21 protein-coding genes and 8 pseudogenes are annotated in these 26,475 nt (G+C 69.3%); 13 read left to right on the forward strand and 16 right to left on the reverse strand.

What is annotated here, in order from left to right; all coding sequences use genetic code 11:
• Positions 1–170: 170 nt before the first annotated feature.
• Together S1361_RS00525 and S1361_RS00530 are read left to right on the forward strand one after the other, a co-directional pair.
• Entirely contained in the window at positions 171–908 is a 738-nt protein-coding gene (locus S1361_RS00525; protein WP_208029903.1) for an aminotransferase class I/II-fold pyridoxal phosphate-dependent enzyme, read from the forward strand.
• Positions 909–964: 56 nt separating this feature from the next.
• Positions 965–1,714: a maleylpyruvate isomerase family mycothiol-dependent enzyme gene (locus S1361_RS00530; protein ID WP_208029904.1), complete on the forward strand. Its 750-nt coding sequence runs from the start codon at positions 965–967 to the stop codon at positions 1,712–1,714.
• Between the two features lie 4 nt (positions 1,715–1,718).
• On the opposite strand, the pseudogene S1361_RS00535 reads toward S1361_RS00530, so the two are convergent.
• Positions 1,719–2,698: pseudogene (locus S1361_RS00535) on the reverse strand (transcriptional regulator); the annotation flags it as partial.
• Here S1361_RS00535 and S1361_RS00540 point away from each other — a divergent pair.
• Positions 2,673–2,825, forward strand: coding sequence for a hypothetical protein (locus tag S1361_RS00540; protein WP_208036965.1), 153 nt, complete (start codon positions 2,673–2,675; stop codon positions 2,823–2,825). The pseudogene S1361_RS00535 and the gene S1361_RS00540 sit on opposite strands and share 26 nt — an antisense overlap.
• Positions 2,826–3,139: 314 nt before the next feature.
• Positions 3,140–3,521, forward strand: a pseudogene (locus S1361_RS00545) (transposase); the annotation flags it as partial.
• Here the strand turns inward: S1361_RS00545 and S1361_RS00550 are convergent.
• Entirely contained in the window at positions 3,511–3,924 is a 414-nt protein-coding gene (locus tag S1361_RS00550; protein ID WP_208029905.1) for a hypothetical protein, read from the reverse strand. The pseudogene S1361_RS00545 and the gene S1361_RS00550 overlap by 11 nt on opposite strands.
• Before the next feature lie 963 nt (positions 3,925–4,887).
• Here S1361_RS00550 and S1361_RS00555 point away from each other — a divergent pair.
• The 3 genes from S1361_RS00555 (at position 4,888) to S1361_RS39775 (ending at position 6,866) form a co-directional block, all read left to right on the forward strand.
• Positions 4,888–5,382, forward strand: a complete 495-nt coding sequence (locus S1361_RS00555) for a MarR family winged helix-turn-helix transcriptional regulator (protein ID WP_208029906.1) — start codon at positions 4,888–4,890, stop codon at positions 5,380–5,382.
• Positions 5,379–5,837: a MarR family transcriptional regulator gene (locus S1361_RS00560; RefSeq protein ID WP_208029907.1), complete on the forward strand. Its 459-nt coding sequence runs from the start codon at positions 5,379–5,381 to the stop codon at positions 5,835–5,837. Before S1361_RS00555 ends, S1361_RS00560 begins: the two co-directional genes overlap by 4 nt.
• Before the next feature lie 594 nt (positions 5,838–6,431).
• Positions 6,432–6,866: a Helicase associated domain protein gene (locus tag S1361_RS39775; protein WP_279577594.1), complete on the forward strand. Its 435-nt coding sequence runs from the start codon at positions 6,432–6,434 to the stop codon at positions 6,864–6,866.
• Positions 6,867–7,239: 373 nt separating this feature from the next.
• Here the strand turns inward: S1361_RS39775 and S1361_RS00570 are convergent, their stop codons facing one another.
• Positions 7,240–7,539, reverse strand: a complete 300-nt coding sequence (locus tag S1361_RS00570; RefSeq protein ID WP_208036372.1) for an SCO0607 family lipoprotein — start codon at positions 7,537–7,539, stop codon at positions 7,240–7,242.
• 92 nt (positions 7,540–7,631) lie between these two features.
• Here S1361_RS00570 and S1361_RS00575 point away from each other — a divergent pair, with 92 nt between their 5' ends.
• The gene (locus tag S1361_RS00575; RefSeq protein WP_208036373.1) at positions 7,632–7,961 is read left to right on the forward strand and encodes a hypothetical protein; all 330 of its coding nucleotides are present in this window, start codon (positions 7,632–7,634) and stop codon (positions 7,959–7,961) included.
• A gap of 183 nt (positions 7,962–8,144) precedes the next feature.
• Here S1361_RS00575 and S1361_RS00580 read toward each other — a convergent pair whose 3' ends face one another.
• Entirely contained in the window at positions 8,145–12,530 is a 4,386-nt protein-coding gene (locus S1361_RS00580) for a hypothetical protein (RefSeq protein WP_208029908.1), read from the reverse strand.
• Positions 12,531–12,589: 59 nt separating this feature from the next.
• Entirely contained in the window at positions 12,590–15,478 is a 2,889-nt protein-coding gene (locus S1361_RS00585; protein ID WP_208029909.1) for a hypothetical protein, read from the reverse strand.
• Between the two features lie 184 nt (positions 15,479–15,662).
• Here S1361_RS00585 and S1361_RS00590 point away from each other — a divergent pair.
• Positions 15,663–16,514: pseudogene (locus tag S1361_RS00590) on the forward strand (IS5 family transposase).
• A complete protein-coding gene (locus S1361_RS00595) occupies positions 16,483–17,328 on the forward strand; it encodes an inositol monophosphatase family protein (protein ID WP_208029910.1) in 846 nt (281 codons plus the stop codon). Before S1361_RS00590 ends, S1361_RS00595 begins: the two are co-directional and overlap by 32 nt.
• A 132-nt stretch (positions 17,329–17,460) precedes the next feature.
• Here the strand turns inward: S1361_RS00595 and S1361_RS00600 are convergent, their stop codons facing one another.
• The 3 genes and pseudogenes from S1361_RS00600 to S1361_RS39780 all read right to left on the reverse strand — a co-directional run bounded on the left by S1361_RS00600 (position 17,461) and on the right by S1361_RS39780 (position 19,250).
• Complete coding sequence (locus tag S1361_RS00600; protein WP_208029911.1) at positions 17,461–18,156, reverse strand: hypothetical protein; 696 nt, start codon at positions 18,154–18,156, stop codon at positions 17,461–17,463.
• 144 nt (positions 18,157–18,300) lie between these two features.
• Positions 18,301–18,940 (reverse strand): annotated as a pseudogene (locus S1361_RS00605) (winged helix-turn-helix domain-containing protein); the annotation flags it as partial.
• Between the two features lie 31 nt (positions 18,941–18,971).
• Positions 18,972–19,250: an effector-associated constant component EACC1 gene (locus tag S1361_RS39780; protein ID WP_341829365.1), complete on the reverse strand. Its 279-nt coding sequence runs from the start codon at positions 19,248–19,250 to the stop codon at positions 18,972–18,974.
• 64 nt (positions 19,251–19,314) lie between these two features.
• On the opposite strand from S1361_RS39780, the pseudogene S1361_RS00610 reads away from it, so the two are divergent.
• A pseudogene (locus S1361_RS00610) lies at positions 19,315–19,815 on the forward strand (IS5 family transposase); the annotation flags it as partial.
• Positions 19,816–20,013: 198 nt separating this feature from the next.
• Here the strand turns inward: S1361_RS00610 and S1361_RS38750 are convergent.
• The 3 genes and pseudogenes from S1361_RS38750 to S1361_RS00620 form a co-directional block, all read right to left on the reverse strand.
• A complete protein-coding gene (locus S1361_RS38750) occupies positions 20,014–20,334 on the reverse strand; it encodes a TipAS antibiotic-recognition domain-containing protein (RefSeq protein ID WP_243769477.1) in 321 nt (106 codons plus the stop codon).
• A gap of 420 nt (positions 20,335–20,754) precedes the next feature.
• Positions 20,755–20,886: pseudogene (locus S1361_RS38755) on the reverse strand (IS5 family transposase); the annotation flags it as partial.
• A gap of 398 nt (positions 20,887–21,284) precedes the next feature.
• On the reverse strand, positions 21,285–21,704 hold the full coding sequence (locus S1361_RS00620) for an LppU/SCO3897 family protein (protein ID WP_208029914.1): 420 nt from the start codon (positions 21,702–21,704) through the stop codon (positions 21,285–21,287).
• Between the two features lie 105 nt (positions 21,705–21,809).
• Between S1361_RS00620 and S1361_RS00625 the strand changes: the two genes are divergently transcribed.
• Together S1361_RS00625 and S1361_RS38760 are read left to right on the forward strand one after the other, a co-directional pair.
• Positions 21,810–22,028, forward strand: a complete 219-nt coding sequence (locus S1361_RS00625) for an ATP-binding protein (RefSeq protein WP_208029915.1) — start codon at positions 21,810–21,812, stop codon at positions 22,026–22,028.
• A pseudogene (locus S1361_RS38760) lies at positions 22,025–22,147 on the forward strand (DNA-binding response regulator); the annotation flags it as partial. The gene S1361_RS00625 and the pseudogene S1361_RS38760, both read left to right, overlap by 4 nt.
• Positions 22,148–22,388: 241 nt before the next feature.
• On the opposite strand, the pseudogene S1361_RS00630 reads toward S1361_RS38760, so the two are convergent.
• From S1361_RS00630 to S1361_RS38765, 5 genes and pseudogenes are all read right to left on the reverse strand, one after another.
• Positions 22,389–22,679 (reverse strand): annotated as a pseudogene (locus S1361_RS00630) (transposase); the annotation flags it as partial.
• Positions 22,658–23,212 carry an STAS domain-containing protein gene (locus tag S1361_RS40010; protein WP_341829277.1) on the reverse strand — a complete coding sequence of 185 codons (555 nt, stop codon included), beginning with the start codon at positions 23,210–23,212 and terminating at the stop codon, positions 22,658–22,660. The gene S1361_RS40010 and the pseudogene S1361_RS00630, both read right to left, overlap by 22 nt.
• Positions 23,213–23,393: 181 nt before the next feature.
• Entirely contained in the window at positions 23,394–24,137 is a 744-nt protein-coding gene (locus S1361_RS00640; RefSeq protein WP_208029916.1) for a hypothetical protein, read from the reverse strand.
• A 229-nt stretch (positions 24,138–24,366) separates the two neighbouring features.
• Positions 24,367–24,879 (reverse strand): hypothetical protein, encoded by a 513-nt coding sequence (locus tag S1361_RS00645; RefSeq protein ID WP_208029917.1) that lies wholly within the window; start codon positions 24,877–24,879, stop codon positions 24,367–24,369.
• Between the two features lie 38 nt (positions 24,880–24,917).
• Positions 24,918–26,444, reverse strand: a complete 1,527-nt coding sequence (locus tag S1361_RS38765; RefSeq protein ID WP_243769003.1) for a hypothetical protein — start codon at positions 26,442–26,444, stop codon at positions 24,918–24,920.
• Between the last annotated feature and the right edge of the window lie 31 nt (positions 26,445–26,475).

Here is a 26,475-nt window from a genome sequence, read left to right on the forward strand (position 1 = left end):
CGCCGTGGAGGCGCTGGACGCCGCGACGCCATCCGGGCCGCGATGCCGTCCCCGCCGATCTCCGGCGCGGCGGCCGACCGGATTGCCGGAGCGCTCGGCACCCCGAGCGCGATCGGCGAGAAGGCGAACGTGACAGCATTCGTGGTGCGGCGGGTCTGCGGGCGGTTCCCGTGCCGGTCGACGAGCACGGCATCGACGTACGCGCGCTGACCGCAACCGACGCCCGCGCGGTCGTCCTCACCCCCGCCCACCAGTGGCCGACCGGCGTCGTCCTCGCCCCGGAGCGCCGGCTGGCCCTGGTGGGGTGGGCCAGGGACCGCGACGCGATCCTCATCGAGGACGACTACGACGCCGAGTTCCGCTACGACCGGGAACCCGTCGGCGCGCTCCAGGGCCTGGCCCCCGACCAGGTCGTCTCCCTGGGCACCGTCAGCAAGTCCCTCGCCCCCGCCCTGCGCATCGGCTGGACCCTCTGCCCGCCCGACCTGGCCGGACCGCTCACCTGGCACAAGCACCGCAGCGACCGCGGCACCCCCACGCTGGAACCAGCTCGCCCTGGCCGGGCTGATCGAGTCGGGCGCTTCGACCGCCATCTGCGCCGTATGCGCGCCCGCTACGCGGCCCGCCGCACCGCCCTGCCCGGCGCGCTCGCCGAACACGCCCCTGGGCAGCCGGTCACCGGCCTCGCCGCCGGCTTCCACGCCGTCGCCCACCTGCCCAACGGCGCCGACGAACAGCACGTCGTCGCCGCCCGCGCCCGTTCCGTCGGCCTGTACGGCATGAGCGCCTGCCGCGCCTCGCCCGCCACCGCGCCCGCACAGCTCGTCCTCGGCTTCGGCAACGTCGGCGAGCGGGCGATCAGCGAGGGCATCGCGGCCGTCGGCCCGCTGCCGGGCCGAAGCCCGTGAAGACCGGGAAGCGGCACGCCGCGTGAGTCGAGCAGCACGCCGTAGAGTGCCGGGCCGTGACCGACACGCCCGAACTCGACCGCGCCGACATCGCCCAACTCCTCGACGACGTACGCAACTCCGCCCATCGCCTCCGCGCCGGCCTCGACGGGCTGACCGATCCGCAGGCCCGCGAGCCGTCCGCGCTTCCCGGCTGGAGCCGCGGTCACGTCCTCACCCACCTCGCCCGCAGCGCCGACGCCTACCGGTGGCTGCTGACCCTGGCCCGCACCGGCACCGAGCCCGGGCCGCGGGCCGACGCCGCCGCCCTGGACCGGGCGCTGCGCGAGGGCGCGGGGCGCGACGCCGCGTACCTCGTCACCGATCTGCACCGCAGCCTGGACCGGCTGTTCGACACGGCGGCGGCCATGCCCGGCGACCGCTGGGCCACGCCGGTCACCGCCCTCGCGGGCTGGCGGCACCCCGCCTGGTACACCCTGCACCGGGCCCACCGCGAACTCGAGACCCACCACGTCGACCTGAACCTCGGCCACACCGCCGCCGACTGGCCCGCCGGCTACGTCACCCGGACCCTCGACGAGACGATCGCCGCCCTGACCGCACGGTCCTTTCCCGTCGCCCGTATCGAGGCGACCGACCTCGGCCGCTCCTGGACCCTCGCCGACGCCGGACCCACCGCCGCCGGCCCCGGCCACGCGCTCCTCGCCTGGCTCACCGGCCGCGGCCCGGACGCCGTCGTCCGCTCGGACCGTCCGCTGCCCGCCCCGCCGCCGTGGCCGCAGCCGCCGGTGCCCGGCTGGGGCTGACCGCTCACAGCGGGGGCTGGGCCGGGGCCGGTCCCAGGGTGGTCGTGCCGGGGGCGGTGCGGTGGCCCAGGCCGGTGCGGTAGGCGTCCAGGGCGGCCTCCACGCGGCCCGTGCGGCACAGGAGGTCGCCCAGGAGGCGGCAGAGATCGGCGAGGTCGCCCGCGGCACCGGCGCGTTCCAGCAGGCTGAGGGCGCGGACGCAGTGCTCCTCGGCGGCCTGGGTGTCCCGGGTGTCCTCGGCGATGATGCCGAGCAGGCGGTGGGCCGCGGCGGCGTGCACGGCGCCGCGCTCGGAGGAGAAGTCGCCGAGGACGCCGCAGAGGACTTCCGCGGCCTCCTCGGACTTGCCCCGGCGGTGCAGGACATCGGCCAGTTCCACGGCCGCCTGGCTGCGGTAGAGGGCGGCTCGGGACTCCGAGAGCATCGCCAGGGCCTGCTCAACTCGATTTCCGCGAGGTCCAGTTCGCCGTGCTGGGCGTAGACGTAGCCGCGCATCCAGTGGCAGTTGGCCAGCTCGGTACGCAGCTGTAGCTGGCGGTACAGCTCGGCCGCCTTGGCGAGGGAGGCGTCGGCCTCGGCGACCCGGCCCTCGGCGAGCAGTGCGGGCTACCGAGCGGTGCATCCGGGCGATCAGCGCGGGTTCGGCGGCACGCGGGGCGAGCGCGAGGGCGAACTCGGCGGCCTGGGCGGCGCGGGCGTGCGTGCCCATGTCCATGTAGGGCCGATGACGCTGGCGTAGAGGAGGAGCAGCGCGTCGGGGTCGGGCAGGCCGCCGCGGTTCAGTTCGTCGATGGCGGACTCAAGGATGTAGACCGCGTAGCGGAGTTCACCGGCGAGGTAGTGGGAGACCGCCCGGCCGCGCACGGCGGGCACGCGCACCGGCAGGGACTGCCCGGCCAGCCGCTCCGCGGCCCGCTCGAAGCACTCCCGCGCCCTGACCAACTCGCCCGTCTGCAGGGTGCATTCGCCGGGTCCGAGCATCGCCCACTTCGTCGACCAGGTCCTCGCCGACGAGCCGAAGGACGTCGCCCAGGCTCTGCAGGCGCTGCGCGATGAGCACGTGGCGCGGGCCCGTGTGGTGGTGAACACCGTGGTGGCTCTGCACCGTTAGCCGCACCACCGCGCCGGGGTGGGTGTGCACCTGGTGCGGTGGTGCGCACCCCCACCCGGTGCGCATCGCACATCCCCTGCGCACCACGATGCGCACCACCGCCTGCCGGTGCGCATCCACTCGGTGCGGTTGTGCGCATCGATGCGGCCGGCGGCGCGGGAGTGGTGGGCATCGGTGCGGTCAGTGCGGTGGAGCGGGCCGGTTGAGGGCGCCGCGTCTTCCCTTCTCGTGTCAGCCTGCGGCTTATGAGGTCGATCATTGCGACGCAGATCATGGCTTCGGAGCGGTGAGGGTGGGTCTCCCGCGGTGATGGCACGGCCGCGAGTGTGCAGGACTCCGCAGCTGGGACTCACCTGGTCGACCAGGTCGTGGCCGCTCACCCCACCATCCCCAAGGTCTGGGTCGACGGCGGCTACCGCCAGCACCTCGTCGAGCACGCCGCCCAGCTCGGTATCGGCATGGAAATCGTCCAACCCCCCGGGGGCCAGGGGGTTCACGCCACTGCCCAAGCGCTGGACCGTGGAGCGGACCTACGGGTGGCTGATGTTCCACCGCCGCCTGGCCCGCGACTACGAGACCCTGCCCGCCCGCTCCGAAGCCATGCTCCACCTCGCCATGACCGACCTGATGGCCCGCCGCCTCACCGGCGAGGCCACCATCTCCTGCGCGACCCCACACCCAGGGATCAAACACTAAGGGTAAGGATGCACCAGTTCATACTGTCGGGGTCCCCTACGGTCAGACCCACCACCAAGCGCCCCTTGTCCCGGTACAGATCGAACGGGGTCTCTTCGTCCCCTACGGTCACATCGAGTTCTTGCTCGGCACCAGACTTGTAGATCTCCCAGGTGCCATCCCCGCTGAGCCTCCGCGTGATCTTGCCGTTGAGGTCCGTGTCGGCAGGAATGCCGGTGGCGGACGCCGATCCGTCCGGCTTCAGGACCAACGTGGTGTCGCAGTCCCGGGTGCGCCAGGTGCCTATGAGCTGAGAGTTGTGGACATTCTTCGCAGGCGGATAGCCGCCCCATCCCATGCATGCGGAGACCGACAGCGCCACCGGGACCAAAATCAACGCCCGCTTCCATGCTCGGCTGTCCATCAACCGCCCCCTTCGTAGTGGTGGTCTGATCTTAGGTTTCTGGCCAGCCGGGGCAACATGCGGTCTGCGCGCGACGACGCGGGCGGCGGAGCGACTTCGGCCGGGAGCTGCTTTGGCGCGAGTGATCACGGCTCCGTGAGCTTCCGGCGCGTCGGGCAGTCTGTGGACCTGCTTCGACGATAAGGCGGACATGTGCGTCCATCTGGCCGAGCTCGCGAGCCGGCGGATTCGCGCGGAGGCGGAGGCCGAGGTCGAGGAGCAACCTGACTGGGCGGGACTACTTCGCGCACTCGACGCACTGATGGAGTTCCGGGTGCGCTACTTCTACGCACATCCCAGGCAGCTCGCCCTGACTGCGGCAGCCGGTGTTGCCGACGGCGGCCTTTGCCGCAGACTCCTCTTCTCAAGGCACTGACCTGATGGGCGTGGTCGACGGAGGCGGAGCCGGATGGGGTGGGGTTGAGGAACGTTCAGCCGTCCTGCATCCCCATGAGCCCTTGCCCTCCCGTACCGCGGCTGCGCCGACGCCCCGATTCTGCTGCTCCCAGATCACCGGGGAGGAGATTTCGGGGAAGACCAGCCGACCGGGGCCGGCATACGGCACGAACCCGGCCCCGACAGGGTCGGAGGGCCGGGCCCTGCTCGTACGCGTAGCCGAAGACCGCCACGGGGCTTCGCGGCTCCTGCACGCGGGTGGCTAGGGGCGCGTCTCGATAACCGGCCACTGACCTGGTGATCGTGGCCGCCGAGGCTGGTTGCGGTCGTCTGGCCTGTGTCTGCAGGCCAGGGAAGCGGCCCGAGAGGGCCGGTGATCCGGACCGGTCTCTCGCAGCAGTATCCGGCGTCGACGAGGGCCTGCTTGGGGTGGGTGCCAGTGTTCTGAGCGGACTGGTCGAGCATTGGCGGTGAAGTCCAGCCAGGAAATAATAGCCATGGACATAGTAGCCATGTAATCTATACGTCATGAGCAACGGTTCGCCCGGCCCCACGCCCGGCTTCCTGGTATGGCGGCTCGCCAACAAGTGGCGCGCCGCGGTCGATCGTGCAGTGGCCCCGCTGGGCCTCACCCACGCGCAGTACTCACTGGTCGCGTCGCTGCACAGCATGCAGCGCGCCGGCGAGCGGCCCAGTCAGCGCCGACTCGCCGACCACACCGGCCTGGAGGCGCTGTACGTCTCGAAGCTGGCGCGCGCCTTGGAGTCGGCCGGCCGGATCGAGCGCACCCGGGATCCCCGCGATCCCCGCGCCGTACAGCTCGCCCTCACCGAGCAGGGGCAGGCCGTCACGCGTCAGGCCATCGCGGTGGTCCAGGAACTGCTTCAGCAGTTGCTGGAGCCACTCGGTGGCCTCGACGCCCCGCGGACGCGCGCGTTCACCGACGAGCTGACGACTCTGCTCAACGCGCCACTCACTCCATCCGTACCGAACGACGAGAGCACTCAAGGGACAACACCATGACCGCCACTGCATCCACCGCCACTGCACCCGTCGCCGACGCCCGCGCCCTTGGCCTGGCCCACTACGCCGCCCGCGGCGTCCTGGAGCACGTCCTGGCCCGGCACGGCATCACGTTCCAGCAGCAGGTCACCCTGCGCGCCGCCGTCACCGCCGACGCCCCGCAGACATCGGACGATCTCGTCACCCAGGTCCGGGGCTCCCTCAAGACCGGTCCGGCCGAAATCCGCGCCACCCTCGACGAACTGCTGGCCAAGCAGCTGCTCCTCGCGGACGGCGCGCACCTTCGCCCCACGGATGCAGGGCGCGAGCTGATCACCGCCGTCGGCGAGGAGACCGGCCCCATCACCGCCCGCATCTGGGGCGGGATGCCCGCCGGGGACCTGGCCGCCGCCGGCCGCGTCCTCGCCCTGGTCACCGAGCGCGCCAACGCGGAGCTCGCGGCGCTGACCGCCTGACCGAGCCGACGATCGGGCCGTGCGGCTGGCCGCCCGCACCGACATCGCCGCTTCCACCGCCCACCGCATTCCGGTCCGGCGCGGCCTGCTCCGTTCTGGCCGCCTGCGACCGAGTCAGCTCGGCCATCCTTCGCTGAGGCCAGCGGCATGTCCCTGTCCGGCATCCGCACCGCCTACAGGCAGAGCACGGTCGACGCCGTCACCCGCCAGATCGGCCGGGGGCCCGATGGCCGCCGCACACGTCTCTTGGCCGCTGGCACCGCACGAACAGGAACCCCAGGACACGCTCCCGGCGACTGGGGTGTCCGATCCCGCCTCCCCAGGGTCGGGCCGGGGCAGCGTACATGGCCGTCTCCTGCGGCCGGGCGGCTGGCGGTTACTGGTCGGGGCGGACGGCTTGGACGCCGGTGCCCGCGTAGGCCTTCGGTGTGAGGGTGAGCAGGTACCGGCCAGCGGGGTGGGCTGGGAAGGGGCGGACGGCGTGGTTGGCGTGGACGGCGGCGCAGGAGTGCCCGAACCTCAGCAGTTCGGTGGCCGTGACGCGGCGTCAGTGTTGTCGAAGGCCTCGATCCGGATGAACCACAGCCCTTTGTGATGAGCCAGCAGACCGGGCCGCTCGTCCTGGGCACCGCGTATGAGCCGGTGTGGGCGATCGCCTGCGCGCTGGCCAGCCACGACCACCGCATCCTCGAACGCCTCCCCGACAAGGCCAACCACCTCCCACGCGAGACCAGCGACGTCATCGAGCGCCGCTGGCACTTCGACTTCACCGCCCACCCCGAACGCATCGCCCGCACCATGGACCTGGCCTCCTTCGACCCCCGCGACCCGGCCGTCTCCCGCTCCCGCCGCCTCGTGCTCGCTGCCGCCCGCTCCTACCGCGACCAGTACGGCCACCTCGCTGCCCCCGCCGATTACACCGACCCCACCGGCCACCGCCTCGGCACCTTCATCACCACCATGCGCGACGCCGCGAAAGCCGGCCGCCTCGGCCCAACCGGATTGCTGAGCCCGACGCGCTGGGCATGATCTGGGACAAGCACGACGCCGCCTGGCGCGCCCGCCGGGCCGCTGCTGCCGACTCCCTGCGGCCACGGTCACGGTCACCTCGCTGCCCCCGCCGCCACCCCCCGTCTGGGCCCGGCTCGCCGCGCAGCGCCACCTCGCCACCTCGCCACCAAGAACACAGCCGATGCCGCCCGCGCTAACGCTCTCACCGCCCTCGCCGCCGACTGACGTCTCCTGCACGGTGCAGACTGGCACCGCAGGTCCCACCTGCTGCGCGCCCACCTCGCCACCGGTGCCGACTCCGCCGCCCTCACCCGCGACACCCTCCTGGCCGGGGTGAAGATCGGCTCCTGGCTGCATGCCGGACCCGAAGACCGGAGGCTAACCGGGGGGATCACCGCGGTTGCGGTACGACTCGGCCCTTCTCGTCGAGAGTCCTGTCGGACCAGTACCGGTCCCACTCGTCCCCCACATACACCGGCACCTTGCCCCGGGGATACCGCACCCACCCCGGACCAGGCTCCTCCCCCTCGGGCACACAGTCGCCACCCGCGTCGTTCACGGCGAGCACCGGGTCTTCGCCGGGCAGGCAGACCCGCTCCTTCCCCCACCCGGCGCAGCCGGTCAGCAGGGATGCCGCGAATCCGCCCGCGAGGGCGAGGAGTACGACTGAGGTGCGGCAATGCTGGAACATGGACGCCCTGGCCTTCCGTGTCGACGTGTGCCGCAAGTCTCGTCATTGACCGGGGGCTTGTGATGAGTACCGGTACTCACCTTGGAGGTGCCATGGGCATAGAGCTGGAGCTGCGCGTCAAGCAGACGGCAGCGCGAGGGAAGGGGCGGCAGCGGGAGACCGTGATCCGGACCTCCCACAAACACGGGGAGACGCTCGCGCTGGCCCTGGAGGAGGTGACCCAGGGCCGGCTCGCCCAGATCGACCCCTACCGGGACACCCGCTTCACCGACCAGGACGCGCAGGCCGCCCTCCCGGAGGTGACCACCCTCGTACGGCAGTGCGCCAGCCCTTTCCAGAAAGCCGCCCTGCTCGAACTCGCCGAGACGCTGACGGCCTACGTGGCCAAACCAGGCAGCTACCTCTGGTTCATCAGCGACTAGTAGCGCCTGAAACCTTTCGATGGCCTGCTCGGCCATCCGGCGCGCCCGTTCGTGCACGCCGTCCGGACAGCTTGTCCAGCCAGGTGTCTCCGCGCGCATGATCATGCGCTGCGCAGGTCTTCGACACCTACCTTGGGGTTGCACACGAGGGCTGAACGGGTTTCGCCATCGTGCGCCTGCCGGTCACAGGACGATCGTCTCGGCGAACACCGTCCGCTCACCGGGGTACTCGTAGGCGTACGGCTGCCGGGGAACATGACCGGGGGGCACGCCAGGGAAGTCGGAAGGATCCCCGGGGATCGTCGTATTAACCGTGTGTTGGGTGAAGAACTCGTGCTCCTCGATCCTGATCCTGGTCTGCCCCGGCACGGCACTGGGCGGGAGCGTGAACCGGCCGCGCCACAGGGGTGTGCCAGAGGCTGGCGCGGGACCGACGCCCATGATCACCGCCGCAGCGGGCGGCACCGACGAGTTTTCCGTCCAGCCTAGGTCGTCGTCGAGGCCCGGTATGCGGGTGTCGAGAACGACGTCGACCGAGGCACGAGGGAGGGCCTTCCCGGGCAGATGTGTCCAGGAGTAATTCTCCTTGAGGTCCGCCTTCCACTCCGTGCTCACGTAGGAGGGGCCCTCCACCAGCAGGTCGTATGTGTGGGGGGTGTCCTGCACCGGCTTGAGGGTCACGGTTCGCCGCGGTGCAGTGCGCACGTACGCGGTATGAACGACGCGGGAGAGCTCCCTGCCGGGCAGGGAGGACGGCTGGTAGCGGGCCAGTGCCAGACGAACAAATGGGAAGTAGCTGTCGTCGAGGGCCGGGCTGGTGTCGATGTCGCAGTACCACAGCTGCCGTTTGGCGTCGAAGCCGACGCGGTGTCCCGCCACCGCGACCGGCGGGCCGCCTGGAAACTCAGCCGTCATAAGATGCACCCCCGTTACGGTGCCGGGAAAGACCGACGGCTGGGGCGTGGCGGTGGGACCGGGAGCGCCGAAGACGGGGTTGGTGCCCCAGTGCGTGATGAAGCCCGCTGGCAGGCTGGACGAGGCCGATCCGGAGTCGGCGGTGACGACGCCGAGGAGTTCGCCCTCCCCCGAGGAATACCACGGGCGGTCAAGGTAGACGCGGATGGCACCGTGCCGGACACTGTGCCGGGTGCCGTTCGCGTCGGTCGACCGGAACCAGCGGAAGGCGGGCAGGACTGATACGACTTCCGGGGTCGCGGGCCGCTCAGAGCTGAGCACATCTACGGTGACGGTGTTGCCCGCGAGGCTCAATCTCGTCGGGTCGGCGGCGATGTGTTCGGGGAAGCACTCGCGGAAGCGGCTCGTCGCCGTCGCCCGGTAGGTGACCTTGCGATGGCGTGTGTCGCCGAACTCGTGCCGCGCCGTGTACTTCCGCGCTGGTGGCGGGTCTGCGGTGGCGGGGGCCTGGAATGTGATGGTGTCGGCGGGGGGCGGTGTGTATACGGCGACGGGGACGGCACCGGAGGCATCGGGAGGCGCGGCTGGCTCTCCCGGCAGGGGGACGGGCACCTCCAGCACCTGCCGGGTGCACTGCTGTGGCGGTCGGCTTTGGGCCCCGTCGTCGGTGTATTCCGTCCACGTGGCCATCAGGTCGATCTTGGCAGTGCTCGCTCCGTTCACCTTCACGGTGCCGCCCAGGTAGGCGAACGGCGCTCCGGGCGCGCGCAGTACCCGCAATTCCAGGGCGGGCGCAGCGAGCGGGGCTTCTACGGCGTGCACGAGTCTGACGGTATGAAGAGGGGTGAGCATGCGGTGCCCGCCTTGAAGCGCCATGGTGATCGCTTCCTGGCCCGGGTTTCCCCCGCTGGCGTCGAGGATCCAGCGCCACAGCGCGAAGTCCAGCAGTGGGGCCTGGTCTTTCTTTGTGGAGAGGAAGGAGCTCAGGGTGACGACGGCTTGCTGGGCGGGAGCCAGGTAGACGGTCAACACCCGGTTCGCTGTGTCCCAGCTCGGGGGCGGAGGGCTGGCCGATCCTGTGGGAGCGTCCGCGACTCTCAGACGCAGCGGCGTCCGCTGGGGCCAGTTGTTCCCGAAGGGAATGTGGACGGTGGAACCGCCGATTTTGGCCAGGGTGTCGGGCGTGAGCGGCGATGGGGCGAACACCAGTCTGCCCTGCGGATCTATCGTGCCGGCTGTGTTGCCACCCGTTGGCAGTCCTGGCAGGCCGTGCAGAGCGACACCGCAGGCGGCGGGGTCCGAGAGGTAGGGGACCTGGAGCTGTGGTTCATGGTGCACGGCGTATCCGCACGGGCCTGCCTCGGTCGTGCCAGTGGTCACGATCACTACGCTGTGTCGCTGCGTCACGGCACCGGTCACGGGATCGGTGTCGCGGCTGTCGGGAATTGGCACGGGCTGGCCGGTGACCGGGTCAAGGATGAAAGCGTCGTCGATGCTGCCCTTCTCCCGTCGCGCGAGGGCGTATGCGGCAGGCGCGCCACCGGGGCCCGCGAGGACGGCGTCCAGCGCCCCATGCTCCTCTGCCATTGCCAAAGCCACTTTGGGCGGGACCAGGTGCCGCTCGCAGGTTGCCCGGTAGCGCGGGCCGCCTCCCGGATGGCCTGCCAGTTCTTTGCTTAGTGCCGCCGCGTACTGCGCCGCGGTCTGGCCGGTCCGGCTGCGGATCACCAGGACGCTTTCACTCTCGCCCGCGCAGAACTCCTCGCAGGGCACCAGGACGGGCGGGCAGATCGGTTCGAGCCGGCGGTGGACGAACCCGCTCGCGCCACCGGGAAGCCGCAAATCCTGGTGGGCGGCGCTCAACTCTTGGAGCACGGCGTCGGCGTCTGCAGGGGTCGGGCCGTTGCCGGCCAGGTCGGCCACGCGGGCTCTGAACTGGTACGAGACGCCGTAGCGCAGGCGGGGCAGAGTGTGTGCCACAGGCTGGAAGGATACGGTCAGAGGCGGGCCATTGGCTGCGGGAAGACTTGTTACATGCTGCGGGCCGTCGGGGGTCACGCACTTCCCGGGCCGAGGGGCGCTCAGGCTCCAGTTTTGCCAATGGGCCACGGATTCGTGGATATGCAGGGGGGATGCGGGGTCGGGTGCGCTGCCGTCGGACAGAGGGGCTCGGGTGATAGCTGGCTGGACGCTGCCTTCATCGGTGGCTGTCTTCACCACGGCGGTGCCACTGATGGGTGGGAACTGGTAGGTACCAGCCCTCTGGTGTAGTGAACGCCAGGTGGTGGAGGCGCCTTCCAGCACGTCGAAGCGGTAGCCGCGGACCAGGTCCTGTGCGTACAGCACGACGTCGTCGTCGCGGGACAGGCGATCACGGCGGGCGGCTGTGGTCAACAGATGGCCGACCAGTGCCTGGGCTCGGCCGGCTTGGGCGATAGTGACACCGCTGCTGCGCAATGCGGGCAGGGCGGCGTCGGCCGCCGTGTCCGGTTCATGGGCGTGCCCTGCCAGGATGTGGAGGATTTTGAGGGCTGATCCATCGATATCGGTGTCGACGGCCTGGAACAGTCCGTCGCGGCCAAGGTCGAGCAGGCCGTGCACGATCTGGGGGGCCGGGGTCGAGGTGTCCGGTGGCTTGGAGGCCGCCTCGAAGAACCGGCCGTCCCATCGGTAGGCGGTCCAAGGACTGTGCGAGGTGATGCTCTTGGGCGGGGTGAAGGTCGGGGTGACCTTCAGCAGGGGAATCGGGCCTGCGGCGGGCGTCTGCGGCAGCGAAGTGACGGGCACCTCCAGATCGATGACCAGGCCCAGCCAGCGCAGCACCTGCGGGTACTCGCCCAGGAAGGTCAGCGCCGAGTGGAAGTCGACGGGACCGGGTGGGGTAGCGTCCGAGCCGCTCAACGGGCGCGCCAACCCCATATGGAAGGCGAGCAGACTGGCGTACGCCCCTGCTGCCCCACCGTCGGCGGCGACTACTGGCACCGGGGTGCCGGGTTCGGCCGCCGCCAGGCGGTCGGCCAGTGTGGTCGCCTCTGCGATCCGCCTGGAGAGTTCGGTGTCCGCATGGGGCCGTAGGAGCTGGGACGCTGCGGCCGCGCGCCGCCGTATGAGCCGGTCGGAGGCGTCCCCACCAGTGTCCGACATGTTCCACTCCCCCATGTGGTCAGTCCGCGCCCTCTCACCGTCCGGCCCAAGCGCCGACAGGAGCTCTGGAAACGCCGAACGTAGCCGGGTGTTGTCGAGAAGGAGGGCCGAGTGGTCGGCTGCGAGCTTTCCGTAGCCGCGGCTGATGCTGTCCCGGAGCTCGGCGATGGGGTATGTGCTGTAGACGGACCGTCCGGTGACGGTGTGGTCCGTGCCGGCACCGGAGATCGGGGTCGAGGCCCCGAACAGCGCCTTCCACAGACTCGACTGGGCTGGCGGGCTGACGATGGCGGCCGTCACGGGCTGGGCGTGCGAGACTTGGACGTTGAACGAGATGCGCGCGGGCTGAACACAGGCGGGCCAGTCGAGGAAGTCCTTATCGAGGCTGGCGCTGGGTTGGTCGGAGGTGACGCGGGGCGAGACGAAGACCGACAGGCGAAGGCGTCGTCCGGGTCCCGTCCCTGTGACACCGTTGGGCAGGGCGGTCCAGGTGGCTTCTTGATGCAGCATGACGTTTCCTTTGACGGATTCTCCCGGTGGAAGGGATTCCTGACGGGAGCGGCCGCGGGTCACGCGAACGCGTTGCAGTACTGGGCCCAGTCCTGGGGGCTTATGAGGTCCACGAAGGCGCACGGCTTCGGGGGGTGCGCAGTCTCCCGGGTTTCCAAGCCGGCCGGGCCCAGGGCTGCGGAGGGCCGCAGCCGCGGCGGTATAGGAAAGCGCCGTTCGGCCTTGAGGGTGACGTCAGTGGTGAACATCAGCAGGTGCACCGAGACCGTCACCATTGTCGCTCCGTAAAAACTGGAGCTGCCGTCGTAGGAGAGGGCCAGGTACATCTCGACGGACACGCCGGCGATGCCCAACAGCTCGATCGACCCTCCGATGCGCAGGAAGGCAGAGCAGTTGACGTAGCTGTCCTGGATATGGAAGTAGAAGCCGCCCATTACGTGAACGTTGGCCTGCACCGCCCAGAGGTCGACCGAGATGTTGCCGCCGATCTCGACCGCAGCCTCGATCGTGACCGTCCGCAGGCCTGCGGTGGTGGCTTCGATGGAGCAGTAGCCACCACCACCGATCATGGCCACGGTGACGAGGAAGGGTCGGTCGGGGCGGCAGAAGTCCAGCCGAACCGAGGCTGGAACCTGGGGCGTGAACGGCAGGCTAATGTGCGTGGACAGTGCGATGTTCTCGATGCTGAACACGCCGACGGCTGCGTTCGGCAGCCCCAGAGTGCTGGAGACGGTGGCGCCTTGCGGGCTCACGGCTACAGCGACTGGGCCGCTGAAGAGGCCGGGGGGAAGGATGTTCGCCAGCTCATTGAGGAACTGCAGCGCGCCCTGGAATTCGAGCCCGACACCAGCAGGCTGCAGTGAGGTCTTGCAACCCGTCTGCGAGGCGAAGCGCAACTCCTTGAACGTGACGTCCACCATCCCGGTGAAGGACAGCACGAAGTCACTCAGGACTCCCTCGACCCGGGTCACTGGGTCTGCGGCCCTGGTGGTGGACTGTGGCAGACGGGTGCTCATCTGCGCCGTTATGGTGAGGGCTTTCGTGGTTCTGAGCTGCAGCGTGCTGCTGGTTCCGGTCTTCAAAGTGGGTTCCCAGCGGAAGGAGACCGTTCCGCGAGTACCGTCGTCCGCATACTTGAGCACGGGCACCTGACCGTCGTCGGCCCTGCTGGCGATGATGTCGACCAGGTTGATGACGCCGAGCAACACGGCGCTGTGGCCGTCGAATAGTTTCCGGGGGTCGAACCGCGCGGCGCCGAGGTCACCGAGCACGGGCGGAACGAGTCCGTGGGTACGGGACAGCTCGCCGACGGCCAGTGTGGGGGCAACCAGGCCACCGGCCAGGGCTGGCGGAATCCCAAGCGGGAGGGCGCCGTCGGCCAGCCTCGCGAACACCTGGCCCGGTGTGGCAGCAGGATCAGTCAGTGTGACGGCCACCGCGTTGGTCTCTCCCAGCAGATGGTCCACAGCCGGCAGATGCACCCATGCCTTCGTCACGTACGGCAGGAACGGGAGGTCACCTGTGGCGCCTGCGTCCGAGGCGGTGAACAACAATTGGTCGACAGCCAGGTCGGTGCTTCCGTCACGGCTCGGATTGGCCGCCCCGGATCCCTGTTTCGCCGCCAGGGCTATGCGCTGACCCCTCAATGGGACTGGTGCTGCGGGCTCCCGGAACCGCAGAACCTGGTTCCAGGGGACACCGTCGGGTATGAACACCATGGGCATCGCCAAGTCGACCGGTCGTCCGTTCCAGTCCTGAGCGATGCAGTGAAACAGGAAGGCCTGGCCGCCTACCTGGGGGACGAAGGCGCTGCTCTCGGAGCCTGCGGGGTCGATGGTGACTACGGTGTCGGTGACCGTCACCCGGCGAAGCGGCAGCCGGCCGTTGGCACCGGCCGTCCCCGCCCCCGACGCCGTCAGAAGCCGATCGAAGTCCCGCTCTGGCTCGAGCACTCGGAGGCTTCCACGGCGCAGCAGCATCTCCGTGCCTGTAGTCGACCTAGGAGGCTGCGGCTCCCGCTTGACGAGCAGGTGCACCGCTGCCCGATGGCCGAACGGGAACAGCCGGCCCGCCACGTCCGCGTGCACTTCTTGGTCATGTCCGAGCGACACGACGTGGTGCCAGTCGGTCACACCGATCAGGTCATCGGGGGCCCAGTGGCCCCGCAGGTCAGTACAGGCCCCGAGCGGCGTGAGGATGAAATGGGTGGCGCGCAGTGGCGGGGGAAGCGACGGATGGCCGTCCCAGCCGAAGTACGTCGTGCGATGGACCAAGGCCCACTGAAGGGATTGGTCCATGGTCAGGTTGGGGATCCGGTCAGCAGAGGGTAGCGGCAAGCTCCCGGAGTACACGGCACGGACGGCTGGCAGAGTTCGTTCGTCAACGGTCCCCGATCCGGAGTCGCCGCGCGTACCCATCCTCGTATGCCAGAGCTCGGTGACTCCGTCATGAGTTACTGCGGCTGTCGCGTGGCTCCAGCGCCCCGTGGCGTCGGGCGACAGAGATACGGACCAGGGCAGTTCGATCTGGGTTTGATCATCGTTCACCCACGAGGGGATCTGCGGCGGACTACCGGTGAGGCCGGGAGGGTCGGGGAGGGCCGTCGGAGCCAGGCTTGGCGTCAACTTCCCCCAGTCGAGCAGAGCTTCGAGCGTGCACGGGATCGACGGCATCGCGGCCGGGACGTCGAACACCAGACGGGTGGGCTGGGCAATGCGGGTGGGTACGGGAGGCCGTGGCGATTCGGGCAGGGTATCTGTCCCCGCGGGCAGGTCGAAGTACTGTTCGGCGACATGCTGCGGGGGTAGATAGACCGCCACGTAGGCACGCTGACCGGCGGTCACCCGGACCAACTTCGGCTCCGGCCCGGAACGGTCAAGCGTAAGATTTTCACACAAGAAGGTGAGAACGAGCAGATCGTCGGCTCGCACCACCCGGAACCCGGTCATGTCTTGCTCCGGCGTGATAGGGGCGTCTCTCGCGGGAGGCTGGCGACCGTGCCAACCACTTCCACGCACGGGTACGTGTGCGCCGGTCCCTGCCAGTCCCGCTCACCCGCGGCGTGAGCCGCGTCTAGGGCCGCGCCCCGACAGCCACTGCCGGTTAGCGTGGACGGAACCACCGACGACAGGGATGGTCGCCTGCTATCGGCTCAGGACTGGGATGGACTCACCTACCAGAGTCCCGCCGCCACCGCACGCCCGCAACTGGGCGCCGCTCCACCGACCGGCCAGGGTGAGCTGGGCCGACGTGCCAGCTGAGCGGATCGGCTGCAGCGGCGTGACGGCCTGGCGGCGGCTTCTGGACTGGGACCCAGGCAGGAGTCTGGCCGCGCCTACACGAGGTCCTCTTGTCGGACCTGCGCAAAACCGGACTGCTGGACATGGACGATGCGGCGGTCGACGGCTCCCACGTCCGGGCTCTCAAAGGGGGCTCACACCGGGCCTTCGCCGGTCGACCGCGCTCGTCCGGGCAGCAAGCACCACCTGATCACCGACCGGCACGGGACACCTCTGTCCGTGTCCCTGACCGGCGGGAACCGTCACGACGTCACCCAGCTGATCCCACTGCTGGACGCGATACCGCACATCCGCGGTGCTCGCGGGCGACCCCGCCACCGGCCCAAGCGTGTGTTCGGCGACCGTGGTTACGACTACGACAAGTACCGCCGCCTGAGCAGGGCCCGAGGCATCACACCCGAAGTCGCTCGCAAAGGCACCGCCCACGGCTCCGGCTCGGGCAAGACCCGGTGGGTTGTCGAGCGGACCTTCGCACGGCTTCCGGCACCAAGGTGCATTTTTCCTCAACCGACCAGTTCAGGGCGACGTTCGTAGTCGGCGCAGGCAGATGATGGCTCCACCAGTTCAAACGCCCACGGATCCGCTACGAAGTACGCCCCGATCTCATCTGGGTCTACACCAACTCGCCTGCAGCATCGTGACAGGCTCACCGGATGGATCACACATTCGACGCTCCGCCCGCTGACCGAGAGCTTCTCGACTTCGCTGTCGGCTTGGCCACGCGGGCTGGCCAGGTGTCTGCGCAGGGCTTCTTCGGAGAGTGGGGAAGTCGCCGCAAGCAAGACGGCAGCGAGGTCACCGAGATCGACCTTGCAGTCGAAGAGCTGGTCCGGGACGAGCTGGCCCGCCGTGTACCGGAGGACGCCATCTACGGCGAGGAGAGGGGCTCGACCGCCGGGGTGTCAGGGAGACGATGGATCATCGACCCCATCAACGGCACCACGTCGTTCACTCGCCGGTGGCCGCTGTTCTCGAACGACATTGCCTACGAGGACGAGTACGGTCCCGCTGTCGGGGTGATCAACATGCCTATGAGCCGACAGATGGTCGTAGCCGGGCGGGGCCTGGGCTGTTGGGTACTGACCGGGGAGAGCCCGGACCTGAAGTCGGGCCACCGCGCCCAAGTCACCGAGCGGACCAGCGCGCGGGGAGCGAGGACTCAGGCACTCAACCCGGCCGGCTGGCCGGAGAAACTCCTCACCGCTCTCCACCGTCAGGTGTTCCTGATGGCGTCGATGGGCTGCATCGTTGACCTCGTCACCGGCCGCGCGGATGCCGTCGTGATCGCTGGCCCACCCATGGGTTACGAGGACGTGGCACCCATGCCCGTCATCGTTTCGGAGGCTGGTGGCCGGGTGACCGACCTAGGCGGCGGGCCCGTACTCGAGGGCGACATGACGGTGCTGGCCACCAACGGCCTACTCCACGAAGCAATCCTGGACCTGGTTGAAGGCCTGCCTCGCAGCCGCGACCTGTACGCCCTCGACGACGGCCTGTAACTCGACAGGGTGCCGACGCTGAAGCTCATTATGAAAGGGTCAGTAACAGTGTGGGTTACGTCGGGGCGGTATGGCTTTCGTGAGCTGCCGTGAGGAGCTGCCCGCTCGAGTTTCAGGCGATCGGTTCCCGCATCAGTGGCTGACTGTTTGGCCGTCTTTGTACACGATAAAGTAGTCCCTGGAGGGGAAGGTGAGCTTGAACACCATGCCGTACTTGCGGCGCAGGTTCGTGACGCTGGTGGAGGCCGGCTCACGCAGGCACCGATGGACAGGTGGATCGCTGGGGGAGCATGCCGGTAGTTCCTCGACCAGCTCACGCTTTCCGTTGTGGCGGACTTGGTCCCAGTTGAGCGTGACCGTAGCCGCGCTGAATAGTTCGTTCGGCTCACCAGTGCCTGGGCCCTGCGGGTCGCCTGTCTTGCCCCGGTAGTAGTCAACGACCTTGGTCGCGTAGATGAAGTCGTGGCCGAAGGGAATCGGGGAGCCCTCAGGGTCGCCTGCGGTGAGGATGCTGTCGATCGAGTCGGACACATGGTGTGGGCTGGCGCCGAAGTAGGCGTTGAGGTACATCGTGCAGCGGATTTTGTACTGGTCGTCCCCGTCTTGGAAGAACAACTCCTTCGCCCGCCCGCCCATGCATGAGTCGTCCACGGTCACCAGGCCAAGTGTGAGCGCGGTGTGGGCATCCCAGTCGGTGATGGTGTTCCGGATCTCCTGCTCCACCTGCTCTCGGGCCTTGACCGCCTCGACGCTTCCAGCGAGTTTGCGGACAGTCTTCGGGCTGGTGGCGCCGTCCTGCGAACAGGCGGATACAGCCAGCAGCGCCACGCTGCACACCATGCCCAGAACGGCCCTGGTACGACGTCGATGCCCCACGGCTGTTCGCCCCCTCCGTGTCCATGACCACTGTGGACGGCGGGAGGGAGAGGTCGCATGAGTATGCGTACTCAGCTGTCACCGTGCCACCAGCGGCATCAGTGCCGCCATGGAGACGCGTTTGGTGCCGGTTGCGGCGACGCGCACCACCGGGGTGCGGCCCCGTCGGCCCCAGGTGCGCCCTTGGGCGGCCTCAGGCCCTGGCCAGCCTCGTCCTCGAAGCAGACCCAGGTGCCCAAGTCCGCCGCCCTCTTTTCATGACGGGCCACTGCTCGTCCTTCCAGGCGGCGATCTTCGCCTCGTCCCGCTCGGTGGCCTTACGGGATGGGACCTGCACACTCCAGCCGATGCGGTGCAGCAACAAGTCCAGCCCGGCCAGGGTGTACTCCACGCCGAACCGGCGGCGCACGATCTCGGCGATCCTCGCCAGCGTCCAGCACTGATCACTCCAGCCGCACGTGGCCGGGCCAGCATCCAACACCGTCTGCAAAAAGCGGAGTTGTTCCGGGGCGAGCTTGCAGCGGGCGCAACCGGGACCCTTGGAAGCCAGGGCCTGCCGATCGCTCGAAGCCAACGCCCGCCGCCAGCGATTCGCCGACATCCGGGTCACCCTGAACCGCCGGGCCACCTCCCGGTCACCGGCCCCGGCTTCGATCAGGTCAGCGGCAGCGAGCCGGACCTGCTCACACCGAGCCCGTTCCTCGGCCGTCAATCCACCGCCATCCGGATACCTCATCCTCCCGGCATAGCGCGGCCCACGCCAGCCGTCACGCTCCCACGTAACCCGCACCGTCAAAGATCTCTAGCTGCAGCACATCAAGCCCCGTGCCCATCTCCCCCGGCCCAGGCACACCACCGCGCACCGTGACCGCGGCCGACCGGCGCACCTCAGGATCCGCACGCAACCAACCCTGCAACGACCGCAACTCCCCCGCAGCCGAATCAACCCGCACCTCTAATCGCACCCTCGCCCTCCTCGAACCGTGCACCCAACCCGACGACAACGCACAACCGATCAAGAAAACCGCTACAGGGCAACACCCCACTGACCAGGCGAAACAGCCCTGACCAGGCAAAATACGACGAGTTTCGTCGTACGGTGCTGCACTTGTCCGGACCGAGCCCGGCGATCACGGGCTGGGACGTTCGAGCGGCGGGTTCACCACCAAGCTGCACCTGGCTGTCGAGCACGGTCAGAAGCCCATGGCGATCGTGGTTACGGCCGGTCAGCGCGGCGACTCGCCTCAGTTCGAGCCCGTGCTGGGGAAGATCCGCGTGCCTCGCATCGGGCCGGGCCGGCCACGCCTCCGCCCCGACCGGGTGCGGGCCGATAAGGCGTACGCCTCCCGCAAGAACCGCGCCTACCTGCGCCGACGCGGGATCCGCTCCACCATCCCAGACAAGGCCGACCAGGCGCGCAACCGCCGGAAGCTCGGCTCCCGCGGCGGCCGGCCGCCGCGATTCGACCCGGCCGACTACCGCGAGCGTCACGCGGTCGAGTGCGGGATCAACCGCCTCAAGAGACATCGCGCTGTCGCCACGCGATACGACAAGCTCGCCGTCCGCTACGAGGCGACCGTCCTCGTCGCGACCATTAACGAGTGGCTGTGACCCGAGGTCTCACGCAGCGGGATCCACGTTCCACACCGCGGGCAGATCGCTCCCGCAGAAGACGCAGACGAAGTCGTCCTCACGCACGATGTTGTCTCGGCACCAGCCCGGGACCCCGGTCTCTGCTTCCTCCTCCCAGGGGCTGCGGCAGCCCTGGGGCCTACCCCGTCCATGCATGTCCTGGCCCGTGCCGCCCGACTACGCCGAAGCCTCGGCCCCTGCGCTGGGGGCGAACCCACTCCCCTGCTCGGCGAACACCTTGATCGCGGCGCCCAGGAAATCCACCATCCCGGGGTGGTAGGAATCGTGGAACGCCCTCATGGCCTCGTCCTCGGCGTAGAAGAGCGACATGCCGACGTAAGCCTCCCTGGAGGGGGTGTAGAACCGGCAGGCGATGTCGAAGTGTCTGCGGACGAGCTCCTGGATCTGCTGGTCCCCTGGCAGGGAGCCGCCGTCCAGGAAAGCCGTGATCTCCCGGTACAGGACGTCCCAGTCCTGGTGGACCCGCTCCCTGTCCACATGTTCCCAGTTGTTGGTCCCGGCAAGGCTCCTCGGCCAACGACCGGCGGCACTCGTCCTCGTAATTGTTCCCCACGGCACCGGTTCCCATCGTTTCGTCACCTCTCCGGTGGATCCCCGAGAGGCCGCCGACATGTCGACATCGACCGGCCGCCGATGATCAACTGCCGGTCCGGTCCGAACCGTGACACACAGCCACCGGGTCGGCAAACCATTTCTTGGACCCTCCGGCGCTCCGTCCCGGTCAGCCGGCGGCGGAAAGGCGCAGCTCGAACGGCGAGCCGTCGGAGCGGGACGTCCAGCCGCTCGACCGCGCGGCCCAGATTCCCGCGGTGACCTTGCGCGGCAGGACGAGCTCGGCTGGCGCCGGGTCCGGTTCCATGACGGCCGGTCGACCGGTCTCCACGACGGAACACCGGTTCGGACGCGGAACCGTATGCCGTCGATCAACTGCCGCCGAGGCCAGATGGGTGGCCGCCCGACCCTCGTACCCTTCGACAACAACGGCTTCAGCACCGCCCCCTGTTGGTCCGTGAGATCTCCCCAACCCATGAACCTCGCCGAGGTCGACGGTGAAGTCTGCCTGGTGGACCAGCATGGACAGCTCCCGATTCACACAGCGGAGGTGCTCCTCTCCGAGGCGGCCGGAGAGGAGCACCTTTGGTCTGGCACAGGATGGTGCGGTGGTTAGGTTGATCACGTGGAAGGGGCCTCGGTCGATGACGTGCCCTGCGCAGCGGCCAGTTGGTGCTCGCCGCTCCCTGGCTGTCGTTCTCCGCCCTCTTCACCCAGGTCGAGTTGCCTCAGGGACAGTTGGTCCACTCGTACGCGGCGACCAGTTGTACCCGGTCCTCCAACGGCGCCCCCACGGCCGGCCCCGTGACCACAGGGCTGCTTCCTATCACCGCAGCCCAGTCCCAGCTCAATCCTGTGGCGCCAGCACTCAGGGCTCAGCGAGATCGGGCTGTGTCCGGCTGTTCCTTGCCCTTCTCATCGTTGCCCTTGAAGCAGACGACGAACCACTTTCCGGAGCCTGACTGGGTGAGCGAGCCGGTCGTACCCGGGACGTCGGAGCACGCGAGGGTGTCGACGACTGCGTTCTCGTCCATCTTCAGGACCTTGTAATCGGCGTGCGGGTCAGTGCAGTCGAGTTTCTTGGCCTTCGCTTCCTTGTCCGTCCCGGTGTTCTGGAAGCAGTCGCCAGCCCTGAGCGTCGGGGACTGGTCCTTCGTTTCGTACGGACCCAAGGCCCAGAAGGTCACCATGCCCGCGAGGGCAAGGATCAGACAGAGGAAGACCAGGCGGTTGCGTCGTATCTGCGCCGGAGTATAGGAAGCGTTCATCCCGCTCAGGGGCGGTATTTCGGACACGGGCAGTTCCTCAGGCAGTGGGGACTTGCGAAGACGACCACGAATTTAGCCGCCTGCCCGTACTCGTCGTTCGCCTCCCCCTGTTGGTCCCGCCGGGTGCGGGTGGTGGCGAGCCGTGCGAGCACGACGGGAGAGGTCCCGACCCCGCCTCCTTCCGCGCCCGTCCCCGAGAACCGCGGCTTCGGGCTGGTGGCCATACAGGCCCGCATGTGCGCCTTCGAGCACATTCTGACCATCGAATCACCCCCCGGCCACGGCACCGCCCTGGCCGCCCGGCTGCCCCTCCCCCGGCCCACCGAGTCCGAGTCCCAGGGCCGCCGGTGACCGACAACGCACCCTGCCGGCTCCTCCTGGTCGACGACCACCCCGTCGTACGCGCCGGACTGCGCGCCGTCTTGGAAACCGAACCCGGCCTCGTCGTGGCGTCCAGCGTTCGGCGGGCGCCTCTTGGAGAGCAAAAGCGGTGGCGTCGTCCGCAGCCGCAGCGTCTAGACGACGAGCCCTGGTTCCGCGATGTCTTCGTCCCTGATCGGCTTCATGCTCTGGTCGACGTCCACGGGTGGCGCCCGGTTCAGCCAGTGCTGGGCAGTTCACCCGGCTGAGGGATTCCGAGGTGGAGGTCGGCTCGTATCTCGTAGCGGATCGCAGGCCTTTGAACTGGTGGAGCCAGGCGAAGGTGCGCTCGACGACCCACCTGGTCCTGCCCAGACCGGACCCCTGGGCGGTGCTCTTTGCGTGCGATCTTCGGCGTGATGCCGCGAGCACGGTGAGCCGACGGTACTTGTCGTAGTCGTAGCCGCGGTCGGCGAACAGCCGCCGTGGTCGGTGACGTGGCCTGCCCACCAGGCCGCGGATGCGGGGGATCGCGTCCAGCAGGGGCATGAGCTGGGTGACGTCGTGACGGTTTTCGCTGGTCACCGACACTGCAAGGGGTGTGCCGTGCCGGTCGGTGATCACCTGGTGTTTGCTGCCCTGGCGGCCGCGGTCGACCGGCGAAGGGCCGGTGTGAGCCCCCCTTTGAGGGCCCGGACGTTGCGCGCCCGTGAAGGTGTGTGGAGCGGGTCAGGGAGCGAAGGCTTCGGGGAGGGTGGGGTGGGGTGGCATTCGATGATGCCGTCGATGCCGACGAGATGCAGAACGCGCAGGACGGAGTCGGTGGGTGCGGCCAAACGGAGCCAGCCGTCGGCCTCGGTGACGGCGCGGTAGACAGCGATGAGGAGGTTGATGCCGCTGGAGTCCATGAAGGTGACACGGCGCATATCGACAACGATGCGGGGCCGGGCGGTGCCGGTGACGTCCAGGACGTTGCGCAACTGGTCGCCGGTGTGGTGGTCGATCTCCCCGGCCAGGGTCAGCACGCGGACGCCGTCCGCGGCGGTGGCCACGACCGACAGCCCGCCAACCTGTTCGGCTTGCTCGGTGTCCGTCATTCGTCCCTCAGCCATTCGGTGATACTTGCTCGGTGAGCTCCTCAAGGAGCTCCTCAGCTGTGACAAGGTCGTCGGCATCTACGGCCTCGGCGAAGTCTTTCTCTAGATCGTGGGCGGCGCTCCAGTCGGCCTCGTACGCCTCACGGCCAGCGGGGTAGTGCTCACGGCGCCGCTCCTCGAGCCGGTCGACGATGAACTGGTAGACCCGTACGCCGGTCCATCGGCCGCGCCGGGCCACCCACGGGCGGGCGGACGCGGTTCAGCGGCGGTCGGCGCCGACGGTGTCGCTCTCGCGCAGCACTGCCAGGGCGAAGGCGAGGCGCTTGTCCAGCCAGCCGTCCCGCTTGACGAAGTACCAGCGGGTGCCGTCGGTGCGGCGGGGGAAGGTCAGCACCGCTTCCCCGTACTCCCCGTCTTTCCCCTCCTCCGCGTCCTCAGCGACCGCCGCCCAGACCACCGGAATGAGGCCCCCGGAGCCCGTCGCTTCGTCGGACCCGAAGCACAGTAGGGAGTCGACAATCCCGTCGAGGACGTGGCCCACCCCGCGTCCCAGGGACGCTCCCGGACCGCCCCTCGCCCACGCGCGGGGGGCCACGACGGCCGGGTGCCCGGGCTGCTCCATCCACAGGGCCTGCTGGGTGAGGCGCTTTGTGACCGGGGTACGACGGATGGAGCCGATCTCCCGGCCCGCGGCGTCCTTCACCCGGTAGCGGTCGGAGCCGTCCGGCAGCACCGTGCACAGCGGTTGCTGCCCGGCCTCGTCGTCGAAGAGCCGGAAGCCGCCCTTCGCGAGGGGCGCGGCCGGCTCCACGGGGACTATGTAGACGCCGGGGACCATATACTCCTCGCCCCCGCGCGTCCTCATGAACCGGATTGCGTGCGCGCCCTCGCCGCGCTTCGACTTGCGGAACGTGTCCCGCATCGTCCTGCCCACCGCGAACTGGGTGATCTCGTCCCAGTGCACCGTCTCGAAGGGCTCGTCCCGCCTGTTTCGCCCGAACACCGTCAGCTTCCCTTCCCCGGCCGCCGGATCCCTCGGCTCCCGCGGCGGCACGAGGATACGTAACCGCCGAGCCGGGTGGCGGCCTCACCCCGGCCGGCCGCCCTCAGCCCGGCGGCCGGGGGCCGGCGGTCTGCGCTGCGAACGGTGTCCGGCGGCGGACCGCCTGCGCCGGTGCGGCAGGGCATGCGTGAATGCCTCGCCGGGGCGAGGCAAAGGGACGGACCGGCTGTCAGTCCTTGAGCTTGTACTCGCAGGGCTTGGAGGACTTGCCTTCCTGGTTGTCAGCAACCTGCTTGCCGTCGACCTTGATCGTGCACGGGGCTGGCTTGAGCATCCCGTCCGAACCTTTGACCGAGCCGGGCACCACCGACACCGTGACGCCGACCTTCAGCTCGGCGTCCTCTAGCTGCATGGTCTCGGTCTTGGTCCAGGGCAGCGTCACCTGTTCGAAGTGGTTGCTGTTCCCGTTCCACCCGATCTGGGCCGTGCCCGTGCCGCCCACCTCGAAGACCACCTGATGCGGAACACCCTTCTTCCGCGAGGACGGGCCCTTCGCCTCGCTGCTCGCCGTGCTCGGTGAGGCGCTCGCCTTGGCCGGGCTGTCGTCCTTCTTTTCGCTGCCGCACCCGGTCACCAGGAGCGCCGCCGCGAGCAGGCTGGTGGTGAGGGTTGCTGTCTTGCGCATGTGCGTATTTCCCCGTTGCTGAAGATCGGTGATGGTGCGGTAAAGACCGTAGATCATGCCGCCGCGCGGGTAGATACCGCCTGGGGAGGGCGGCCCTAGAACGGGGTCAGGGGCCCAGGTGGGAGCGGGGTGGCTTGGTGTGCCCGGATGGCGTCCCGCAGGTGGTCTGGGGTCACGCGGGTGGCATCGAACGTCTCGGTCCAGCCGTTGGGCATTTGGTCGGCGGTGAGGAAGATGCCGTGGCCGGCGGCGCGCAGTCGGCGCAGGATCGTCTGCTCGACGGACAGGGCCTCGTCGCCGGTGGGCACGTGGTGTTCGTAGAGGAGGGTCCATCCGAGGCGGCAGTGCTGGGCGATGCGGTCGTTGCGCTGAAGGGCGCCGGCCACGCCGATCTTGACGGCGCCGTGTTGTGTGTGGGTGACGATGTAGACGCGGGCGGGTGCGGCGCGGTCGAAGCCGAAGCGGGCGCAGTACTTGCATCTGCGGCCGCTGCGGATCTTGGCCAGGGTAGGGGTGGAGGTGCGGCCGCAGGTGGTGCAGCGGCAGCGCCAGGGCGTCATGGTCGTGGTGTAGGGCTCAAGGGGCTCGAGGCTGGCCTCGCTCATGGAGGCGGCAGCGCGCTCGGGGTCTTCCCGTCGGGCGGCACCGGCGCGGAGGTCGGCGCAGCGGCGGCATCCGCTCTGGCCGGCGAGGATGGAGCCGAAGGTCGGCGAGGTGATGGTGCCGCAGCCGTGGCACAGGCACCGCCAGGGGGACTTGACCCCGCCGTACGGTTCTTGGGGTTCAAATCCGTGCTCGCGCATCTCGGCGACGGCCAGGTCCTCGTCGTGGCGCTGTGCCTCACCGTTGGCCCGGTCGGCGCACCGCTTGCAGCCTGGACGCCGGCTCCGGCCGGTCAGAGGCCCCAGGCGCGGGGAGACGATCGCCCCGCACTTGGTGCAGCGGCTCTTCCACGGGAACGCGGTCCCGGGGTACGGCTCCAGCGGCTCCAGACCGGCCGCCCGCATCACCGCGGCTGCGGTCTCGGCGTCGTGGCGCATGGACTCGTTGGCCTTGCGCCGGCCACACGGGTAGCAGCCGCCCTGCCCCCGCCGGATGGAGCCCAGCGTGGGGGCCCCGGGCGCTCCGCACGTCGTGCAGCGGACGGGCCAGGGCGTGTCCACTCCCGGGTAGGGGCCGAGGGGTTCCAGGCCCGCGGCCCGCATGTCCGCCGCGGCGGCGTCGGGGTCGACCGGCGCGTTCGGTGCGCACCACCGGCAGGGCCCGGTACCGGAGTTGATCCGGACATAGGTGGGTGTGACCTCGCGCCCGCAGGCGACGTGGCGGCACCGCCACTTGCGGTCACTGCCGGGATAGGGCTCCAGGGGCTCCAGGCCGGCCGCCCGCATCACGCCGGCTGCGGCCTCGGGGTCGATCGGGGCCCGCCCGGAGCAGTACACGCAGCCGCGCTGTCCCTTGGTGACGTTGCCCAGGCGGGGGGTGACCTCCCGCCCGCACACCGTATGGCGGCACCGCCACTTGCGGTCACTGCCGGGATAGGGCTCCAGGGGCTCCAGGCCGGCCGCCCGCATGATCTCTTCCGGCTCGCGGGGGTCCTTCCGCGGTCGACCGGTGCGCGCCATGGGTCCAACTCCCTGCTGTCGAAGGGTAAGC

It is taken from the genome of Streptomyces cyanogenus (genome assembly GCF_017526105.1).
GTDB lineage: Bacteria > Actinomycetota > Actinomycetes > Streptomycetales > Streptomycetaceae > Streptomyces > Streptomyces cyanogenus.

Coding starts and splice junctions, on each gene's coding strand:
- S1361_RS39775 (WP_279577594.1), top strand. CDS start 6,432: ATGAGCCAGCAGACCGGGCCGCTCGTCCTGGGCACCGCGTATGAGCCG.
- S1361_RS00595 (WP_208029910.1), top strand. CDS start 16,483: ATGGATCACACATTCGACGCTCCGCCCGCTGACCGAGAGCTTCTCGAC.
- S1361_RS38765 (WP_243769003.1), bottom strand. CDS start 26,444: ATGGCGCGCACCGGTCGACCGCGGAAGGACCCCCGCGAGCCGGAAGAG.
- S1361_RS00580 (WP_208029908.1), bottom strand. CDS start 12,530: ATGCTGCATCAAGAAGCCACCTGGACCGCCCTGCCCAACGGTGTCACA.
- S1361_RS00555 (WP_208029906.1), top strand. CDS start 4,888: ATGAGCAACGGTTCGCCCGGCCCCACGCCCGGCTTCCTGGTATGGCGG.
- S1361_RS00585 (WP_208029909.1), bottom strand. CDS start 15,478: ATGACCGGGTTCCGGGTGGTGCGAGCCGACGATCTGCTCGTTCTCACC.
- S1361_RS00560 (WP_208029907.1), top strand. CDS start 5,379: ATGACCGCCACTGCATCCACCGCCACTGCACCCGTCGCCGACGCCCGC.
- S1361_RS00570 (WP_208036372.1), bottom strand. CDS start 7,539: ATGTTCCAGCATTGCCGCACCTCAGTCGTACTCCTCGCCCTCGCGGGC.
- S1361_RS00575 (WP_208036373.1), top strand. CDS start 7,632: ATGGGCATAGAGCTGGAGCTGCGCGTCAAGCAGACGGCAGCGCGAGGG.
- S1361_RS00645 (WP_208029917.1), bottom strand. CDS start 24,879: ATGATCTACGGTCTTTACCGCACCATCACCGATCTTCAGCAACGGGGA.
- S1361_RS00550 (WP_208029905.1), bottom strand. CDS start 3,924: ATGGACAGCCGAGCATGGAAGCGGGCGTTGATTTTGGTCCCGGTGGCG.
- S1361_RS40010 (WP_341829277.1), bottom strand. CDS start 23,212: ATGCCGACGACCTTGTCACAGCTGAGGAGCTCCTTGAGGAGCTCACCG.